This is a genomic window from Plebeiibacterium sediminum (assembly GCF_026013605.1).
Taxonomy (GTDB): domain Bacteria; phylum Bacteroidota; class Bacteroidia; order Bacteroidales; family Marinilabiliaceae; genus Saccharicrinis; species Saccharicrinis sediminus.
In genome coordinates, this window is sequence record NZ_JAPDPJ010000006.1 from 45,938 (window position 1) to 64,418 (window position 18,481).

At 36.8% G+C, this 18,481-nt stretch carries 10 protein-coding genes; all 10 read right to left on the reverse strand.

Features of this window, described 5'->3' with window-relative positions; translation table 11 throughout:
* Positions 1 to 45 precede the first annotated feature (45 nt).
* Entirely contained in the window at positions 46 to 1,329 is a 1,284-nt protein-coding gene (locus OM075_RS04795) for a glycosyl hydrolase (protein WP_301189341.1), read from the reverse strand.
* Between the two features lie 7 nt (positions 1,330 to 1,336).
* Positions 1,337 to 2,386 carry a family 16 glycosylhydrolase gene (locus OM075_RS04800; RefSeq protein ID WP_301189342.1) on the reverse strand — a complete coding sequence of 350 codons (1,050 nt, stop codon included), beginning with the start codon at positions 2,384 to 2,386 and terminating at the stop codon, positions 1,337 to 1,339.
* A gap of 161 nt (positions 2,387 to 2,547) precedes the next feature.
* The gene (locus tag OM075_RS04805; RefSeq protein ID WP_301189343.1) at positions 2,548 to 3,510 is read right to left on the reverse strand and encodes an Ig-like domain-containing protein; all 963 of its coding nucleotides are present in this window, start codon (positions 3,508 to 3,510) and stop codon (positions 2,548 to 2,550) included.
* A 56-nt stretch (positions 3,511 to 3,566) separates the two neighbouring features.
* The gene (locus OM075_RS04810; protein ID WP_301189344.1) at positions 3,567 to 5,144 is read right to left on the reverse strand and encodes a RagB/SusD family nutrient uptake outer membrane protein; all 1,578 of its coding nucleotides are present in this window, start codon (positions 5,142 to 5,144) and stop codon (positions 3,567 to 3,569) included.
* A 187-nt stretch (positions 5,145 to 5,331) separates the two neighbouring features.
* Complete coding sequence (locus tag OM075_RS04815) at positions 5,332 to 8,517, reverse strand: SusC/RagA family TonB-linked outer membrane protein (RefSeq protein WP_301189345.1); 3,186 nt, start codon at positions 8,515 to 8,517, stop codon at positions 5,332 to 5,334.
* 214 nt (positions 8,518 to 8,731) lie between these two features.
* The gene (locus OM075_RS04820) at positions 8,732 to 11,392 is read right to left on the reverse strand and encodes a triple tyrosine motif-containing protein (protein ID WP_301189346.1); all 2,661 of its coding nucleotides are present in this window, start codon (positions 11,390 to 11,392) and stop codon (positions 8,732 to 8,734) included.
* 138 nt (positions 11,393 to 11,530) lie between these two features.
* Positions 11,531 to 13,795 carry a beta-glucosidase BglX gene (gene bglX / locus OM075_RS04825; RefSeq protein ID WP_301189347.1) on the reverse strand — a complete coding sequence of 755 codons (2,265 nt, stop codon included), beginning with the start codon at positions 13,793 to 13,795 and terminating at the stop codon, positions 11,531 to 11,533.
* Between the two features lie 91 nt (positions 13,796 to 13,886).
* Positions 13,887 to 16,274 carry a beta-glucosidase gene (locus tag OM075_RS04830; protein WP_301189348.1) on the reverse strand — a complete coding sequence of 796 codons (2,388 nt, stop codon included), beginning with the start codon at positions 16,272 to 16,274 and terminating at the stop codon, positions 13,887 to 13,889.
* A gap of 129 nt (positions 16,275 to 16,403) precedes the next feature.
* Positions 16,404 to 17,198, reverse strand: coding sequence for a glycoside hydrolase family 16 protein (locus OM075_RS04835; RefSeq protein ID WP_301189349.1), 795 nt, complete (start codon positions 17,196 to 17,198; stop codon positions 16,404 to 16,406).
* Positions 17,199 to 17,216: 18 nt separating this feature from the next.
* Positions 17,217 to 18,320 (reverse strand): glycoside hydrolase family 16 protein, encoded by a 1,104-nt coding sequence (locus OM075_RS04840; protein ID WP_301189350.1) that lies wholly within the window; start codon positions 18,318 to 18,320, stop codon positions 17,217 to 17,219.
* Positions 18,321 to 18,481 lie beyond the last annotated feature (161 nt).

Here is an 18,481-nt window from a genome sequence, read left to right on the forward strand (position 1 = left end):
CAGATCCGTATTTCAGGTTTTAAAAATCAGATTTATGCAACCTGATTAGTAAAATTTCAACCAGTTTAAACAGCATGCTCCATCGGTAAGTTTTAGTCGTATTGTTTGCTTTCCTTTACTCAACTGCAATTCTATCTGTGCTGTATTCCATATAAAGTTTTCACCGGTATCAGCAAGTGTAATTGTTTTTACCACTTTGCCATCTACACTAACTTCTATATCAGCATTAATAAATGTAGCGTAACGAATATCCAGCGTAAAGTTTTTACTTCGGTCTGGTTCTATCTGATACTCCACCCATTGGTTTACAAACCAATTGTACAATTCTAAACTTTCGTTAGGTGCATCGGTGGTAACTCTGACTTTAGGGCCGTTATTCCAACCTTCGACATTTGCTGTTTCAGCAATACTAATTGAGCTGTAGTGTTCCGCCTCTATTTGCTGTTGCTCTACATAATACCTACTCTTATCCTGGGATGACATTTGAGTATAAATCATTCCCAATTCACTTAACTCAACTGGAAAAGTACTTTTTAACAATGCCATATAAGGAAAACTTTCAGGCCCAGCACCAAATCGTGGAATAAACCAGGCGTAACGCTCTACCTGATTGCTACTTTCAAGGTAATTGACAGCATCCGATAAAAATTGTTTTTGACTATCAGGAGAAATATTACCTTCCCAAGCACAAAACTCAGTTAACCAAATTGGTTTTTCATACTTTTTAAAACGCTCAATATAACTTTTTAAGGCAGTTACACTTGGCATATAACAGTGAACAGAAATACCTTCAATATCACTAATTGGTACCAACTTAAAAAACTCATCCAACCAAACAATAGGATCAGAATATCCGGCCAACGTACCGTAATTCATTGCAGGAGAGATTATTTTTAAGTTTAATTCTTCAGCAATACTCTTTATTGACGGCCATTTTTCTGCTGCCTGCTTCGGTGTCATGTTAGCCTGATCTGTTAAGTTTGGTTCATTAAAGGCCAATAAATATTCGCATTCAGGATGTCTGGAAACATATTCACGAATTTGTCCCTCATTAATACCATTCCACGCCATCGGACAAAAATCAATTTCATGCTCTGCTGTTGCTTCATCAAAAATGGAACTTTGTGTAGGCGACCAATTATACGACCAACAAATTCCGGGTGCTAAAGCGGTAACATCCTCTACAAACTGATAACTAAACGAAACACCTCTTTTAACACTTCTGCCTTGTTGAACAGGATCCTTGGGAGTATAAGTTCCTGTATTATCCTTTTCGCAAGAACACAACAGAAATGTTAGAACTCCTATTATCAATAAATTTAATTTCATGTGTTTGTTATTTTAACTGATAAACTTTAACGTAATCCACCTTAAACAAAACAGGTTCATTAAACATGCTATCATCAACACCCTGAGCTCCTCCCCAATTACCACCAATAGCTAAATTCAGAATAAAGTAAAAGCGATCATTAAAAGGCCAGTCTCCACTATCCTGCAGTTGTGTAGTTTCTCCAAAAGTTTTTGTTTCAACACCATCCACATAAATATGAATACGATCGTACCCCATAAACTCGTTTTGAACCCATTCCATTGTTAACACATGAAACTCATCCGCCACATCATTATCTAAAGTCTGTTCTCCATGCACGTTTTGACCATTCATACCATTCTTATTTTGAGTATGTAATGCACAATGAAAAGTTTTAGGATCGTAGCCTACATGCTCCATAATATCAATTTCACCACATCGTGGCCATGAACCATAGCCCAGCATCCAAAAGGCCGGCCATGTTCCTTTTCCATGCGGAACTTTTAAACGGGCCTCCATTTTACCATACGTAAAATCCTGTTTGTTTTTAGAGATAATACGACCTGAAGTATATTGCTTTCCGGAATACGGTTCTTTACGGGCTTCCAACACCAAACAGCCATCCTCAAGCCTTACATTTTCAGGACGATCCGTATAGTATTGTAATTCCTGGTTTCCACCTCCATTTCCATTTACTTCTATGGTCCAATTGTCGTCATTCAGCGTTGTACCATCAAAATTATCCTCCCATACTAACTGATACTCCGGTTCTGGAACAACAACTTCGCATTGAGCACTATAGTCGCCAACTGTAGCTGTAATTATTGCTGTACCACCAGCTAAAGCTGTTACATTGCCGTAAAAAACAGACGCAACGGTTTCATTATCTGAAGTCCATACAACAGGTTCGTTTGTTGCAGGAGCCTCTACAACATTTATAATGCTTTTTTCTCCAATAGTCAGGTTCAGTGTACTTTTATCAAGTATCAGTTCATACGTTACTACTGCTTTATCCTCAGAACAAGCTGATGTAATTAAAGTAAGTAACAAAACCAATACGGTAAGGATATGCTTCATATACGCTAGTTTATTTCTTTTAGTCCCATGAGAGACCCATGAAACAGTAATTTGAATTTTGATTCCAGTAGGTATGAATCTACTGGTGCATTTCTTTTATCCGGATAGAAAAAAAATCTAATTAAAGAGAGACCCGAAGATCTCTCTTTCTCATACAGACATTAATTTGCTTTCTTATAGAAGAAACAAGCATCATAGTCTAAGGTAGTTCCTTGTACTCCACCAGCTAAAAATGCAAATACGTTTTTATCATTAAATGGCTCATTATAGAAAACGCCTAACTCTCTGAATTTACTAGCAGGAATTTCAATTTCATGCCACTCGCCATCTCTTGCAAAATCAGCAAATGGCTCATATGTTACACCTCCATCTTCGTATGCTGCTGAACCAATACAAATTTTAGCTTCTGCGGCTCCATCTGCAAAAATGAATAGGTAAGAACTACTTGCCTGAGAACTTTTTAATGCAATATGGAATACATAATTATCAGGATTATTATACATATCAGTCATATCAATTAGTTGATAATCTGCAGAAATACTATAACCAGCTCCAGACCATCCTGCACTACCAACTACAAAACTTGGCCATCCTTCTGATTGTTCGTAAAAGTTTAAACCAGTAGGAGTTCCTCCTGTAAATGTACCATCCCAGATATATAAAAATTTATTGGTATCATCCGGACGTAAATCATTAACTACTTTATCCTGAATAGCAGTAAACGAAGCCTCACCAATTTGAATAATAGTATAATTTGATCCTTTTAATGAAGCATCCAATTCTCCTATTTTTGGAGTAACTGTAACTTCACATGATGCTGTGTAAGCGCCATAGGTAGCTACGATTGTTGCAGATCCACTTTTTAAACCTGTTACAATACCATTATTAACAGGAGCAACTGAAGGATCAGAAGAACTCCATGCGATATCACCTTCTGCACCTGCAGGTTGCAATGCTGCTTCCAGCGTTAATGAAGCTTCAACCTCCATACTGGCAGTTTGCTGATCAATTGTAATTCCCGTTACTTCAATGGTTGGTTCATCGCCACCTCCATCACTACTGCAACTTGTAACCAATAGCCCCATAAGGCCAAAAAACATGAATAATAAAGCTTTTGTTTTCATAATTTAAATTTGAAATAATTAATAGTTGATTTTTTTAACTCTTATAATGACCTATGTTAGTACATAGGATTTTGTTCCATTGGGTTTAATTCTATCTCTTTACTTGGAATTGGGAAAAGCTCGTGTTTTCCTGCAATAAACTCAGCCATATGACTTTGAGCTTCCGGAGATTCTGTTGCTTTGTATGCATCCATCACTTGTTTGGCAACACCCCATCGGCACAAGTCGTACCAACGATGTCCTTCCATGCCCAGCTCAACCCTGCGCTCATGGCGCACAGCTGAAACCAGGTCTGCTTTGTTATCTGCATACCCATTATAATCAGGAAACGCCGGCAAAATATCTGGCTGCCCCTGACGCGCTCTGTTTCGCACTCTTTCTAAAGCGTTCTTAGCATCGGTATAATCTCCTGTTTCACAACAAGCTTCAGCATACATTAAAAGCACATCAGCAAAACGAATATCAATTCTGTTTAACGGACCACGAGATGGATGAGAAAGTTCTATCGGATTTCCGTCTGCATCATAAAATCCGGTTTTCTTATTTAAGAATCGAGTTCCTAAATAGATTTCCTGCTCAGGATTTTCAATCTGATCATCAGTAGGATTTAAAATAGTAGCATCTCTTCGCGGATCATTGCTTTCGTATTCATTGTAAAGATTGACTGTTGGCTTATTAAAACCCCATCCTCCACCTAACAATGAAGAACGTGAACGTGTAAGTATGATTGAGTAAGTACCGCGAGTATATCCGCTACCACCTTCGCCATTTGAGCCACCATAATCTCCTGTTGGATCATCGGCATACTGAACTTCAAATACTGATTCCAAACCATTTTCGTAGTCTATAGAAAAGTTATTGGCATAAGTAGGAAGCAAGTCATACTCATTTGAAGAGATAATAGCCTCGCCCCATCTTTTAGCCTCTGTATAATCATGAATATATAAATTCACTTTTAATAGCATGGCCTGAGCAGCACCTTTGGTTGCACGACCTAACTCTTCTGGTGCATAAGCACTCTTTTCCCAAAGTAATTCGCTGGCATCTTCCAGATCAGAAACAATAAAATTATAAACGCTTTCAACAGTTGCTCTTGGTTGTTGCCAATCAGTAGTGGATTCAATCACATAATCAACCAAAGGAACTCCACCAAATACACGTACCAGACGGAAATAGTACATGGCGCGTAAAAACTTAAGCTCACCCAACAATCTCTGTTGAACCTCTGCTGTCATGTTTTCGTTTGGTATCAAGGCTGGAACTTCTCTTAAGCCAAGATTACACCTTCCAATTCCCATATATTGAGTGCGATAAAAATCGAGCAGATATCCATTATTCGCAATGGTTTTAAAGTTTTCCATATCATACACATCAGCCATATCACTGGTGTTTTGTCCACCTTTTAAGGCATCATCCGACATCACATCTCCAATAAAAAAGTCGCTGTAATAGGTGTAGTTATACTCCCATGTCAGAGGAACATATGCTGCATTTGTGGTATATATTCCTGTTTCACCTGAAGTATAATAATCCTCCAGTCCGGTAACGGCCGGTGCTGTTTCTGTTAGCCATGTTTCGCAAGAACTAAAAAGCACTGCCAAAGAAGCTAAAAATATGAATTGTATATTTTTCATATGTCTGATATTTTTTAATTGCCATATGAAACTCTTCTGAGTAATCATCCTCTTCAATGAGAAAAGCATTCCTAAAGCTAGTTTCGATATGACTAATATTTTTTTGATGTAACTCACCATGGGAACAGCACACTATGAAAGACTTTTCACATGGCTCGTTACATTTCTTTAAATATGAGTAGTATGTTTAAAAATCAAGATTAACACCTAAGGTTACCGTTCTGGCTTGCGGATAATTACCATAATCAATTCCACTACCAACCTCCGGATCATAGCCTGAGTAGTTAGTCCACGTTAACAGGTTAGAACCGCTCAGGTAAAAACGACATCTGCTAATACCCGCCTTTTCGGTTATTCTTTTAGGAATAGTATAGCCCAACTGCATATTCTTTAATCGAAGGTAAGCGCCGCTTTCAACCAAACGATCTGAAGTTTCTCTGTTCATTGGGTTACCTGTTGGGTTTGGAATGGTTCCATCTGTATTCACCAACTGAGTCCAGTCTACGCCATACGATTCCAGACTAGTCTTCATTACATCTGTATAATCCACCCATACATTACGCATTGAAGTGCTCAAAGTAGCATCATTACCCGCTCCTTCGGTACGATGACGAACTGCATTATAAATCTCATTGCCATAAACTCCCTGGAAAAACATCTGCAAATCAAAACCTTTGTAATTGGCACCTATATTAAAACCGTAGGTTAACCATGGAAATGGATTTCCGATATCTGTTTTATCGTAATCATCAATCTTTCCATCCGGAGTTCCTTCCGGGCCACTTAAATCTTTATATCTGGCATCCCCGGCATGAACACCGATTTCACTGGCTGAATACGACCATAAATGATCCATCGCTTCCTGATCTGTTTTATATACCCCTTCGAATTGATATCCCCACAAGGTGTATAGTGCCAATCCTTCATCACTCAATGTTCTGTCACCATAAACCGGACTACCGCCGTTAAGCGCTGTCAGCTCATTTCTGATAAAAGAAGCATTACCATCAATATTATAGCTTACTTTTCCTATTTTTCCACTATGTCCTAAAGAGATTTCAATACCTTCATTTCGAACAGTTCCCACATTAGCCAAAGGATCAAAACGGTTTCCAACCTGTGCCGGAGCTTTAACTCCCAGCAGCATTTCTTTGGTGTCTCTGATAAATCCATCAAAACTACCGGTGATTAATCCTTTACCAAATCCAAAATCAATTCCGGCACTCAGTTGCTCAGTGGTTTCCCATTTACCTCCTTTATTGGCATAAGTTAAAACGGTGGCACCGTTGGCCAGTGTTTGTGTTAAACCCAAGGGATAACCAGTAAACACAGTATTAGATTCAAACATGGTAGTAGCAAAACTATTGGAAGCAATTTTATCATTACCTATTTGTCCCCAACCAAATCGCAGTTTCATAAAATCCAGCGATTCAAAATTTTTCATCCAGTTTTCTTCACTAATTCTCCAGGCCAACGCCATGGAAGGAAAATACCCCCAAACATTTTCAGGAAACTTATTGGAACCATCGGCCCTGAAGTTTACTGTTAACAGGTAACGACTATCAAATGAATAATGGAATCGACTTAAAAGCGAAAACATTCTCGTTCTGGATACATTATCATTGGCCTCAGTTTTATCTTCTGTAGTTTTAGAAAGGTACCAATTAGATTCTGTTGGATTTAATATAGAAGCACCAGCTCCACCCATTCCATAGTTATTATACTCTTCGGTAGTTTGACCAGCCATTAACGAAATACTGTGTTTACCAAGATCTACCGAATAATTGGCTATATTTTCAAGAATCAATGTTCTGTAGTGTTGCATATTGCTCGATAAAAAGTTTTTGTTTCTTTTATCGTAGTCTGAATATTGATAAGCATCACCAAAAGAACGGTTACGATTATTGGCCAGATCCATACTGATTGCAGAACGCCATTTAAAATTCTTGAAAGGTGTTAATTCAACAAACATATCTCCAACCCAACGTTCAACAATATTTTCTGGGTGATTGTGTTTTACCATCGAAAATGGATTCACCACATTTTTAAAGTTTGATGCAGCAGCAATTTGTCCGCCCATATCTTTACCCTCGTTATTTATTGAACCCTCTGGATAATGCGTTGGATCCCAAGGTGCCATCGCAATAGCAGCAGATAAAACTGATGCGCCCGGACTGGAACTATTGTGCATTGCATTTCGCCCTGTTGAATTCACAAACGAAAGGTTTTCACCAATTTTTAACCAATCATTTACCTTTAATGAAGTATTAACCCTTAATGTTAATCGCTCATAATTTGAACCGATAACAGTACCATCCTGATTAAAATAACTGGCGCTCAATACATAGCTATTATTTGCATCACCACCACTAAAAGAAGCATAGTAATCCTGAATCACTGCATTTTTCTTAAATACCTCATCCTGCCAATCTGTTTCAATGGCTGCATAATCCATTCCGTAAGGATTTGCATTTGTTTTCAATAGCGGATAATACGGCGATGTTCCAACATTATCTTTCATCCAGGTGTTAAAACCTTCCTGCTGATATTTAGATATAGAAGATGCTTTAGGATTCAGTTTCATCAGCGTTTCTGCAAACTCATCTCTTTTCATTAAATCCAGCTTATTCCAACGGTTTTGAACACCGGTGTATGAACTCACTGAAACTCTTGATTTTCCCTTCTCTCCTTTTTTAGTTTTGATAAGAATAACACCATTGGCACCTCTGGAACCATAAATAGCTGTAGATGATGCATCCTTTAAAACCTCTGTAGATTCGATATCATTGGGACTTAAAAAGGAAATGTCCTGAACAATCATTCCATCAACCACATATATCGGAGAACTATTGTTTACCGTTCCAATTCCACGGATGCGCACCACCGCGGCTTCTCCCGGCTGACCACTATTGGCATTTACCGTAACACCAGCTACTTTACCCTGCAAGGCCTGATCTAATCCGGCTGCCGGCGTTTTTTGAAGTTCTTTAGATTTAATAGATGCTACAGCCCCTGTTAAATCACTTTTTTTCATGGTTCCATAACCCACAGAAACAATTTCATCAAGCACATAATTATCCAACTTTAATACAATTGCCAAATAATCATTAGGGACTTTAATTTGTTTCTCTACGTTTTGAAATCCAATCATAGAAATAACCACAATACTGTTCGGTTCAACTTTAAGTGTAAAGTTTCCGTCCATATCAGTTACGGTTCCTATTGTAGTTCCTTTTACAAAAACATTGGCTCCTATGATGGGCTCATTGTCTTCCTCTCCTTTTACATTACCAGAAACAGACCATTGATCCTGTGCTGATAATAAAGGAATGCTTAGCGCAAATAATAGTATTAAACTAAAAAGGTTCTTCATTTAATTTTATTCTAGATTATCAAGTCATTTAAGAGTAATACATCCTGAAATGCAGGAGTAATTTTTCTTTGACACAAGAATATTCCAGAATTTATTCAACTCAAAAAATCAGGTCTCAACTTAATCTCAGCAAGCTATATTTTACCCTCAACAAGAGTACAACACAAGAACCTTTTTATTTATTTTTCAATCACTTACAAAAACAAACTCAACATTAAAAATCACGAATAAATTGATTTAAATCGACACCTTGTTCAAGATTTAATTTCTTTCTTAAACGGTATCTGTTCGTATCTAAACTACGGGGAGAGATATTCATTAGGTTAGAGATTTCTTTATTCTCTAAATTGGCTCGGATAAATGATAAAACCCGAATATCATTGGAAGTAAGATTGGGAAATTTTTCGGTTAATCGTGCAATAAAATCCTGATGAATTTCAGAAAATAACTTATGAAACAGAAATTCCTTTTTCTCATTATTGACTTCATCGTTAATCATATTTGCCCAACGTTTGGCATCAGTATTACGCATTGACTCCAAACCAACTTTTAGCTTATTCAGAAATTCGTTTTTATGGCTTATTATCTCTGTATACTGCAAAAGCTGTTCATTTTTTAAAGAGATGGTTTTACTGGCTTCGTTTTCTGCATATATTTTTTCCTGTTTTTTGAGTTTAATCTGACTGATAGTTAGCATGATGTAGTACATGATAAAACCAATAAAAAATAATAACAAAAAAACAGGTAATAGTACCCAGGCTGTCTGATACCACTTTTTATCGATATGAATCAATAAGGAACTCTCGTTTACTTCTCCTCCGTTAATTCTACTTTGCAAGTAAAAGTGATACTTCCCTCCTTTTAACTGTGCGTAAAATACCTCATCTTTATCTGAACTCCAATCTGACCATTGCTTATCTTCCGGTTCCAGTTTATATCTGTACTCAACTACATCATACATGGATTTGTTGATACTAAAACTAAATTTCAAATCCCTATTCCCGGCTTTATACTTAATCCCATCCTCTGAAAAAGGATAAAATGTTTTACTGTTCTCATCATCAAGTTCTGATACTGATGAAATAACCGGCTTACTGTATTTTTTAAAGTCTGAGTGAAAATCAATATCAAATATGGTAACACCTCTATCGGTTGCCAGCCGCAATTTATTATTCTTTATGTCAACAAATTTGCGTTCATCATTAATGAGCTTACCTAATGATTTAAGCAAGGTATTGTATGAATAAATGTTTCCATCGGGTAACAAAACATCCAGTTTAACTTCTCCTTTTTGTATATATGCAACAGAATTTCCATTGCTACCAAAGTTTAAGGATTCAATATCATTTGATGCTACTTTTTCAATCAGTGGATGTTCTGATGGTTTGAATACTCCGTTTTTATATTGTAAGATGTGTTCCTCGTTATTAAAGAAAATGCCCATCTCAGTATCAAAAATATGTGTAACTCCGTCTATTCTTTCGCTACTAACTTTTGCCTTAGCGTTTAATGATATTTTTACTATATCCTGCCCATTCATCTCGCCCCAAATACATTTGTTTTCCTTATCATAGACCAACGATGAGTTTCCCCAGATATTCAAATTTTTAATATAATCATATCTGTCACCAACTTTATGTATAAGTATTAGCTCCTGATAACTTGAAAAAAGATAATAATCAGTTCCTTCAAATCTGGCCACATCAATAAATCCGCTGTAAGGTGCCACATTTTTAATACTTCCGTTTTTCAATATTAACATGCCTTTGTTGTGGCAAACAAACAAGCTGTTATCAATGATTTTCAAATTCCAGACTTGTCCACCTGTGTTTGGTACCATTTCAAATGCTCCTTTCTCTGAAGATACGAAAAGACCTTTATTGGTTGCCAGATAAGTATTTCCCTGAAAGTTTTTAATACTGTAAGTAGCTCCACCTTCAAAAATATTATTGATGGCACTTTGCAACTCTATTTTGGCAATTCCATAATCCAATCCTAACCAAACATTACCCAAGCCATCACATTTCATTGACAAAATGGTATTATCAATCAAGCCATGTGTAGCATTTACTTGCCTTGAAATAGTTCCATCATCGTCCAAATGAAAAAATCCGTTAGCTATAGAACCCAGACAATAAGAATTTTCATCATAGGAAAAACCTGAAAACAGCGTGTTCTTTTGCAAAGCCTCAGGTAGATTAATTTTTGCCAATATATCGTTACTATATGCATAAACATCTCCATCAAACAAAACAAAAAACATTTTACCGTTATGAAGAAATATTTTTCTTACTTCTCTATTTTTTAGCTCTTCAAATTGCGATACTTTCTTGAAGTTGTTGTTTTCAAAGTATCCTATTTCGCCAGAGGCTAAAACCATCCATACTTTTTCATTCCACACAATAATAGAATACACATGCCCTGGAATATCAATCTCATCAGTTTTATGACTTATCTTATCATATATATAAAGTTTGTAGGATGACTGCATTATAATTTGATTCCTGAACTTTACCATATTCCAGATTTGATCGCCATCTGTTTGTCCGATATGATGAAATACCATTTTTCCATTTTGTCGGATAAAATAACCAAACTCACTACTTGCGCTCCAAATGGTATCATGATCTGCCATTACCGTTCTGACCAAACCTGGCTCAGACATTGTTGCAAGACTCCATTCCCCATAAACATTATACAGAAGACCATTAGAATTTCCGAAATAAACGATGCCATACTGATCAATATCAATATCCCAGTTTTGTCTTCCTGCCTGATAAGTTTCTTTATCAAAGCAAATTACTTTTGGTAAATATTTTGAAGCACTCAGGTTTACACATGAGAAAAATAGAATTGCATATAAAAGTCTGATCATCACAAATCGCTGATTTAATTAAGGCATTTCAAATGTAAATATATTATGTAGTTTTTTTAATATATGATACAATCAAAAAGGAGCACCTATAGTAGGTGCTCCTTGGTATACAGATATCGAGTCTAAACTAACAAAAGTTTATTTTAAGTCAAAACTTCCACTTAATCCTGTCTGAGAATTTGTTCCTACCATTACATCAAAAGCTCCTGGTTCAACAACAAAATTTCCTTCTATATCATAAAAACCAAGTTCTTTTTCTGTCATTGCAAATTCTACTGTTTTGCTTTCGTTTGCTTTTAAAGTGATTTTTTCAAATCCTTTAAGTTCTTTTACCGGGCGAACAATGGATGCAGCTTTATCATGAATATACAACTGAACCACTTCTTCTCCATCAATATTACTAGTGTTGGTAATTTTAACCGATACTTTGATGTTGTTTGAATCTGAATCATCCACTTTTAAATCACTGTACTCAAACTTTGAGTAACTTAAACCATATCCAAATGGGAATAATGGTGAATTTTCCTCATCTGTATAGTGACTCCAGAATACTTCTTTTTTAACATCTGGGCGTCCAGTACTATAATGATTATAATAAATAGGACATTGGCCAACAGTACGAGGAAAAGACATGGTTAATTTTCCTGATGGATTGTACGTTCCAAACAACACATCGGCAATTGCATTACCCGATTGTGTTCCTAGTTGCCATGCTTCTACAATGGTTGGAATATTTTCTGCAGCCCAAGGTAAAGCTAACGGACGGCCATTCATTAAAACCAATACGATATTTTTATTTACCTTATAAACAGCCTCCAGTAATTCCTGCTGAACACCTGGCAAATCAATATTAGCTCTACTTCGACCTTCTCCTGACATAAAACCATGCTCACCTAAAACCATTACCACTACTTTAGATTTTTTTGCCAATGCAATTGCTTCTGCAAATCCACTTTTGTCTGTTTCATTGATGGTTACATCGTAAGTAAAACTTACATCACCAACAGCCACATCGGCTCCTTTAGCATATTTATAGTTGCAATATTTATCCAAACCTTCCAATACTGAAACTGCAGTATTATCATCTGAACCAATCCTCCAGCTTCCTAAAGGACTGTTTTTATCATTAGCCAAAGCACCGATTACAGCAATTCCACTTTGTTTTTTATCGAGAGGCAACAAGCCTCCATCATTTTTCAACAACACGATTGATTTGCGGGCCATATCCAATACAGCATCCTGATGATCCTGATGATACAACATTTCTTTTTCACGCTCTTCGCTACAGTATTTGTATGGATCATCGAATAATCCCAATTCAAATTTTACACGAAGAATTCTACGAACAGCATCATCAACTTTGTCTTCAGATACTTTTCCTTCTCTCACTAAGTCTGCTAAATATTTTACATAAGCATATGATTCCATATCCATATCAGAACCTGCATTGGCGGCAATCATAGCAGCTTCTTTTAAATCTGCAGCCATACCATGAGGAATCATTTCCATACAGCTACCCCAATCGGAAATTACAAAACCGTTAAAGCCCCATTTTCCTTTCAGAATATCTCTTTGCAAGAAAGCATTACCAGTAGAAGGAACACCATTCATTATATTAAAAGCATTCATCACTGTTTTCACATCAGCTTCCTGAACTGCAGCTTTAAAAGGAGGCAATACAACATTAAATAAAGTAGAAGTACTGATATCTACTGTGTTGTAATCTCTACCTGCCTCAGCAAATCCATAACCTGCAAAATGTTTGGCGCAGGCAGCAATGGAATTTGGTGCAGATAAATCCTCGCCTTGAAAACCTTTTACCCGTGCGACTCCTATTTTAGCCCCAAGATAAGGATCTTCTCCGGCACCTTCCATTACACGCCCCCACCGCGCATCTCTACTTATATCTACCATTGGTGCAAAAGTCCAGTTAATACCAACAGCCGAAGCCTCGGTTGCTGCAACTTCTGCAGATTTTTTTATTGCTTCTAAATCCCAGCTGGCCGCCTCAGCCAACGGAATTGGTGCCAATGTTTTATGACCATGAATAACATCTAATCCAAAAATTAACGGAATACCTAAACGAGAGTTTTCAACAACCATTTTTTGTAGTTCGCGTACTTGCTTTGCTCCTCTAACATTAAGCACTGAACCTACCCATCCTTTTTTTAGATGCTCAAACTTGTTTTTTGCATCACCTTCACTTGGAGCTGGTCCGGTGGCATCATAAAAACCATTGTATTGATTCATCTGCCCAACTTTTTCTTCTAAAGTCATTTGAGCCAATAAATCTTCAACTTTTTGCCCAATTTCATCTTGTTGTCCTCCAGATTTTACTGGCGTACAGGCGTTCCATAAAAAAACGCTGACTATTGCAACAATAACTACAGTAACCTTCTTCATATCTTAAATCATTTATTATTTCAAAAAACCATTTTCTCCTTTATTAACTCTGGCAGGTGTTATGCTCGCTGACAGGTTAGAAAACATATAACTAAAAACTTACATTCTCTTTTTCTTCAAATTGCTTGTATGCAGGTTTATAGGTAAGAGGCTGACACCTTTTTATTAACTCTTCCACCTGTTCTTTAGTAATTTCATTATTGGTGATATATGGATATTTTATCAATGGATGTTCTAAGAAAAAGCCCGGGATATTAGCTTCATCCAATGTTTTTCCTTCCGGCACAAAATTTCCGATCCATTTAGGAATGTATTCTTTAATTAAGGCTCTGGTTTGAGGATTGTCCCACAACTCTTTTACAAAGGTATATTCATCAACCATCAACGGAATCTGCTGTTCTGAATTTAAGGTAATGGTTTGCGTTTGACGAATATCACGAGATGATGCTGCAGCTGAAATTGTAAACGATCCACTTTCTGCAATCCACATTTCACGCTTTCCATCATAATATGAGAAATCTCGACTATTTAGTACAAAGGTTATTTCTTTTGACTCACCTGGATTCAATTCTACTTTGGTAAATTTCTTTAATTCTTTTTCTGGTCGTTGTAATGTACTCTGCGTGTCGGATACATATAGCTGAATAATTTCTTTACCTGCAACTGCCCCTGTGTTTTTAACCGTTACTTTTACTTCCAATTCATCCTTATCTGTAATTTGCTTAGATGAAACCTTCATATCTGAATACTCAAATTGCGTATATGATAGTCCAAAACCAAATGGGAATAAAGGCTCAATCCTCTTTTCGTCGTAATAGCGATAGCCTACAAAAATGCGTTCACCGTATAATACATCTCCTTGTTCTCCAGGAAAATTAAAGGCTGCCGGAGTATCTTCCAACTTAGCAGGAAAGGTTTCTCCAAGTTTACCAGAAGGATTCACTTTTCCGAATAAAACATCTGCAACCGCACCTGCACCAGCTTGTCCTCCTAACCATGTTTCTAAAATGGCTTCCACATCGTTTACCCAAGGCATTGCAACTGCACTACCATTGGTTAACACGGCAATTGTATTTTTTTGAACCTTACTCACTTCCTTAATTAACTTATTGTGAGAAGCAGGCATGTCAATATGTTTTCTGTCAATTCCCTCAGACTCATAATGTAAAGGTAATCCAGCAAAAACCAAGGCAACATCTGCTTCCTGTGCTATTTTTTTCGACTCTTCTATTAATGAAAAGTCATTGTCATTTTTTAGGTCATATCCTTTTGCATAGCTAATAGAAACGCCTTTACCATATTCCTTTTTAATGATTTCCAGCGCATTATCTAGCTGGGTTGGTTTTACCTCCGAACTTCCGTTTCCCTGGTATCTTGGAGCTTGTGCAAACTCACCTATAATGGCTATTTTTTTGTACTTCTTTTTATCCAATGGAAGTACTTCATTGTTATTTTTTAATAATGTTATGGCTTCAACTTCAACCTGACGGGCAAAAGCATGATGTTCTTTTTCTTTTAGGTCAGCATCTTTCTTCTGTAGTGATTTTGCTTTAAGTACGATGGTTAAGATTTCTTTTACAGCCTCATCTAAAACTGCTTCATCCAATGCTCCATCCTTGATAGCCTGAAGTAAATATTCATTATTGACATTTCCTGGGTGCGGCATTTCAATATGCATACCAGATTTTAATGCTTTAACTCTATCAACAACAGCAAACCAATCTGAAATCACTATGCCTTTATAGCCCCAATCATTTTTCAAGATATCTGTTAGCAAGTAAGAACTCTGCGTACCATATTCTCCCTGAACCCTGTTATAACAAGCCATTACTGTCCAGGGCTGAGATTTTTTAACTGCTATTTCAAAAGGAGTTAAATAAATTTCGTGTAATGTTCGCGTATCTACATTTGAGTTCATGTACATGCGCATTGTTTCAACATTGTTAGCCACATAGTGTTTTAACGATGTACCCACACCCTGACTTTGAACTCCGTTGATATAAGCCGCTCCTAATTCTCCGGAAAGAACCGGATCTTCTGAGAAAAATTCAAAATTTCTCCCTCCCAAAACAGACCGTTTAATATTAACACCAGGACCTAATAAAATATTAACACCTAAGGCCTGGCATTCTTCACCCAAAGCCTGACCAACTTTATAAATCAAATCAGTATTCCAGGTTGCAGAAAGAGCTGATGCTGTTGGAAAGCAAGTTGCCGGATGCTGATCGCCATAACCGGCTTTGTTTGTTGCAGGTGCGCGACGCACACCATGTGGACCATCAGCCATCCAAATCCATGGAATATCCAATCGTTCTATAGGCATTGTACTCCAATCATCTCTTCCTGAACAAAGAGAAACTTTTTCTTCGAGGGTGAGTTGGGACATTAATTCTTCAACTTTGTTCTGTATTTCATGTTCCTGCGCTTTACTTATACTAAAAGTAAAAATCAATAAGGTTATGAATAAAAGATGTTTCATGAGTACGTTCTTTAGTTGTGTCGTTTGTTTATAGTCTTTAAAAGCAAAGCTTGAGTTTACAAGCTGATGTGCTGATTTTTATTAACCCGTCAGCAATTATGCCCACAGACATATTTCATTATTTATTCTTTATTTTTTTTGATATACTCTTACATAATCTATTTGCATGGATTGAGGGAAAATATCATCATTTACACCTTGTACTCCACCCCAATTACCTCCAACTGCAACATTTAACAATAAATGAAACGCTTTATTAAAAGGCCATTCGGCTGAATTCGTCCCTCTATTTTTAAACTTATACACCTCTTTTCCATCAACCAAAAATGAAATCTCTTTCTCATTCCATTCAATCCCATAGGTAAAAAATTCATCTTCAGCTTCCGGCATAAAAACAGGCTTGCTCTTTTCGGTTCCCTGTATATGATTAAAAGCCTCAGTATGAACTGTAAAAAATACAGAATCAGGGTTATACCCTACATGTTCCATAATATCAATCTCACCACTTTTGGGCCAACCACCGTAGGCATTTTCTGTTGGCAACATCCATATGGCGGGCCAAATTCCTGTTCCAGAAGGTAATTTTGCTCTCACTTCAATGCGACCATATAACCAATCGCCTTTATGCTTTGTGGTTAAACGTGCAGAAGTATAAGCCATTGGAAAACCTTTTTCCTTTAAAGCTGTAATGGTCAACATGCCATTTTCAACCCATGTATTTTCTTTTCTCTTAACCGTGTAAAACTGCAGTTCGTTATTTCCCCAACCATAACTATTTCCAATTGTATCGTAGTTCCACTTTAACTCATCTGGCAGACCTGTGTAATCAAATTCATCACTCCATACCAGCTCGTATTTCTTAGGAGAGCTTCCACAACTCACCAATAAAACAGCTATTATTGCTACAATTATTTGCTTTACCATGCTATTTATTTTGCCTGGTTAATCTAAGTCATAAACTCTCACATAATCCACTTCCATCGTTTGAGGGAAAATGGCGTTATCTATTCCCTGAGCACCTCCCCAGGTTCCTCCTACGGCAATATTTAATATGAAGAAACAAGGTTTATCAAAAGGCCAGTTTGAACTGGTTTTAACAGCTGGTGCATATACATGAACAACATGATCAGGTGTATCTACATAAAATGTTAATGATGATTCGGACCAGATTAACCCATAAATATGAAAATCTTCTTCTGCCGTTTCTAAAGTCATCCAGTTTCCATCACCATCTCCGGCATATCCTGCTGGCGTATGCACTGTTGAGTGAACTATATTCGGATCGTAACCTACATACTCCATAATATCGATTTCACCACAAGCAGGCCATCCTACAGAATTAATATTTGAACCTAACATCCATATGGCAGGCCAAATACCAGTACCTGATGGTAACTTAGCTCTCACTTCAATGCGTCCGTAAGTAAACTCTTGTTTTCCAAGGGTAACTAACCTGCTTGAAGTATAAGATCCATCGGTTTTATTATCGTTAACTTTTTTTGCTGTAATAATTAAATTACCACCTTCAACTGTTGCATTTTCACCATTAGTATAATACTGAAGTTCTTGATTACCCCAGCCTCCAGAACCTGTTTCAAAAGTCCAGATTGTTAAGTCTACACTGCTTCCATCAAATTCATCCGACCATATTAATCCCTGTGGTTGTACATAATCCGGATCATCCTGATCAATGGTTATGGTTTTTGTTATGGTTTTAGTATCACTACTGTTATTCAAGCTACCCCATACCACTAAAGTAACTTCATAAGTACCTTTTAATGGATAATAAATAGATCTCACAGATGTTTTATCTGATTCTTTAGAACCCAAACCTTCTCCTTTTCCGTAATCCCATTGCAAATACAAATATTCACCATCTGAGAGATTGGTAAACTCAATTATATTAGGATTATCATTTGATACTGCGTAATCAAAATCTGCCGTATACTTCACCTTTGGTCCATCCTCACTATCAGAACACGCAGCAAATACAACTGCGACTAATCCAACAATAAACAAACGACTCATCATATTTGTAATGCTCATCTTTATCTCTTATTTCGATATATTAAAAGTTTCTTTTTTACATTGGTAATTCAGAACTTCTAATCCATTATAATCGTGTACTTGCGCCACACTTTATGATTAAAATATGCAAGGTTGCCACTTCCTGTAATTGATTATTTTACAATACCATAGCTTGTCAA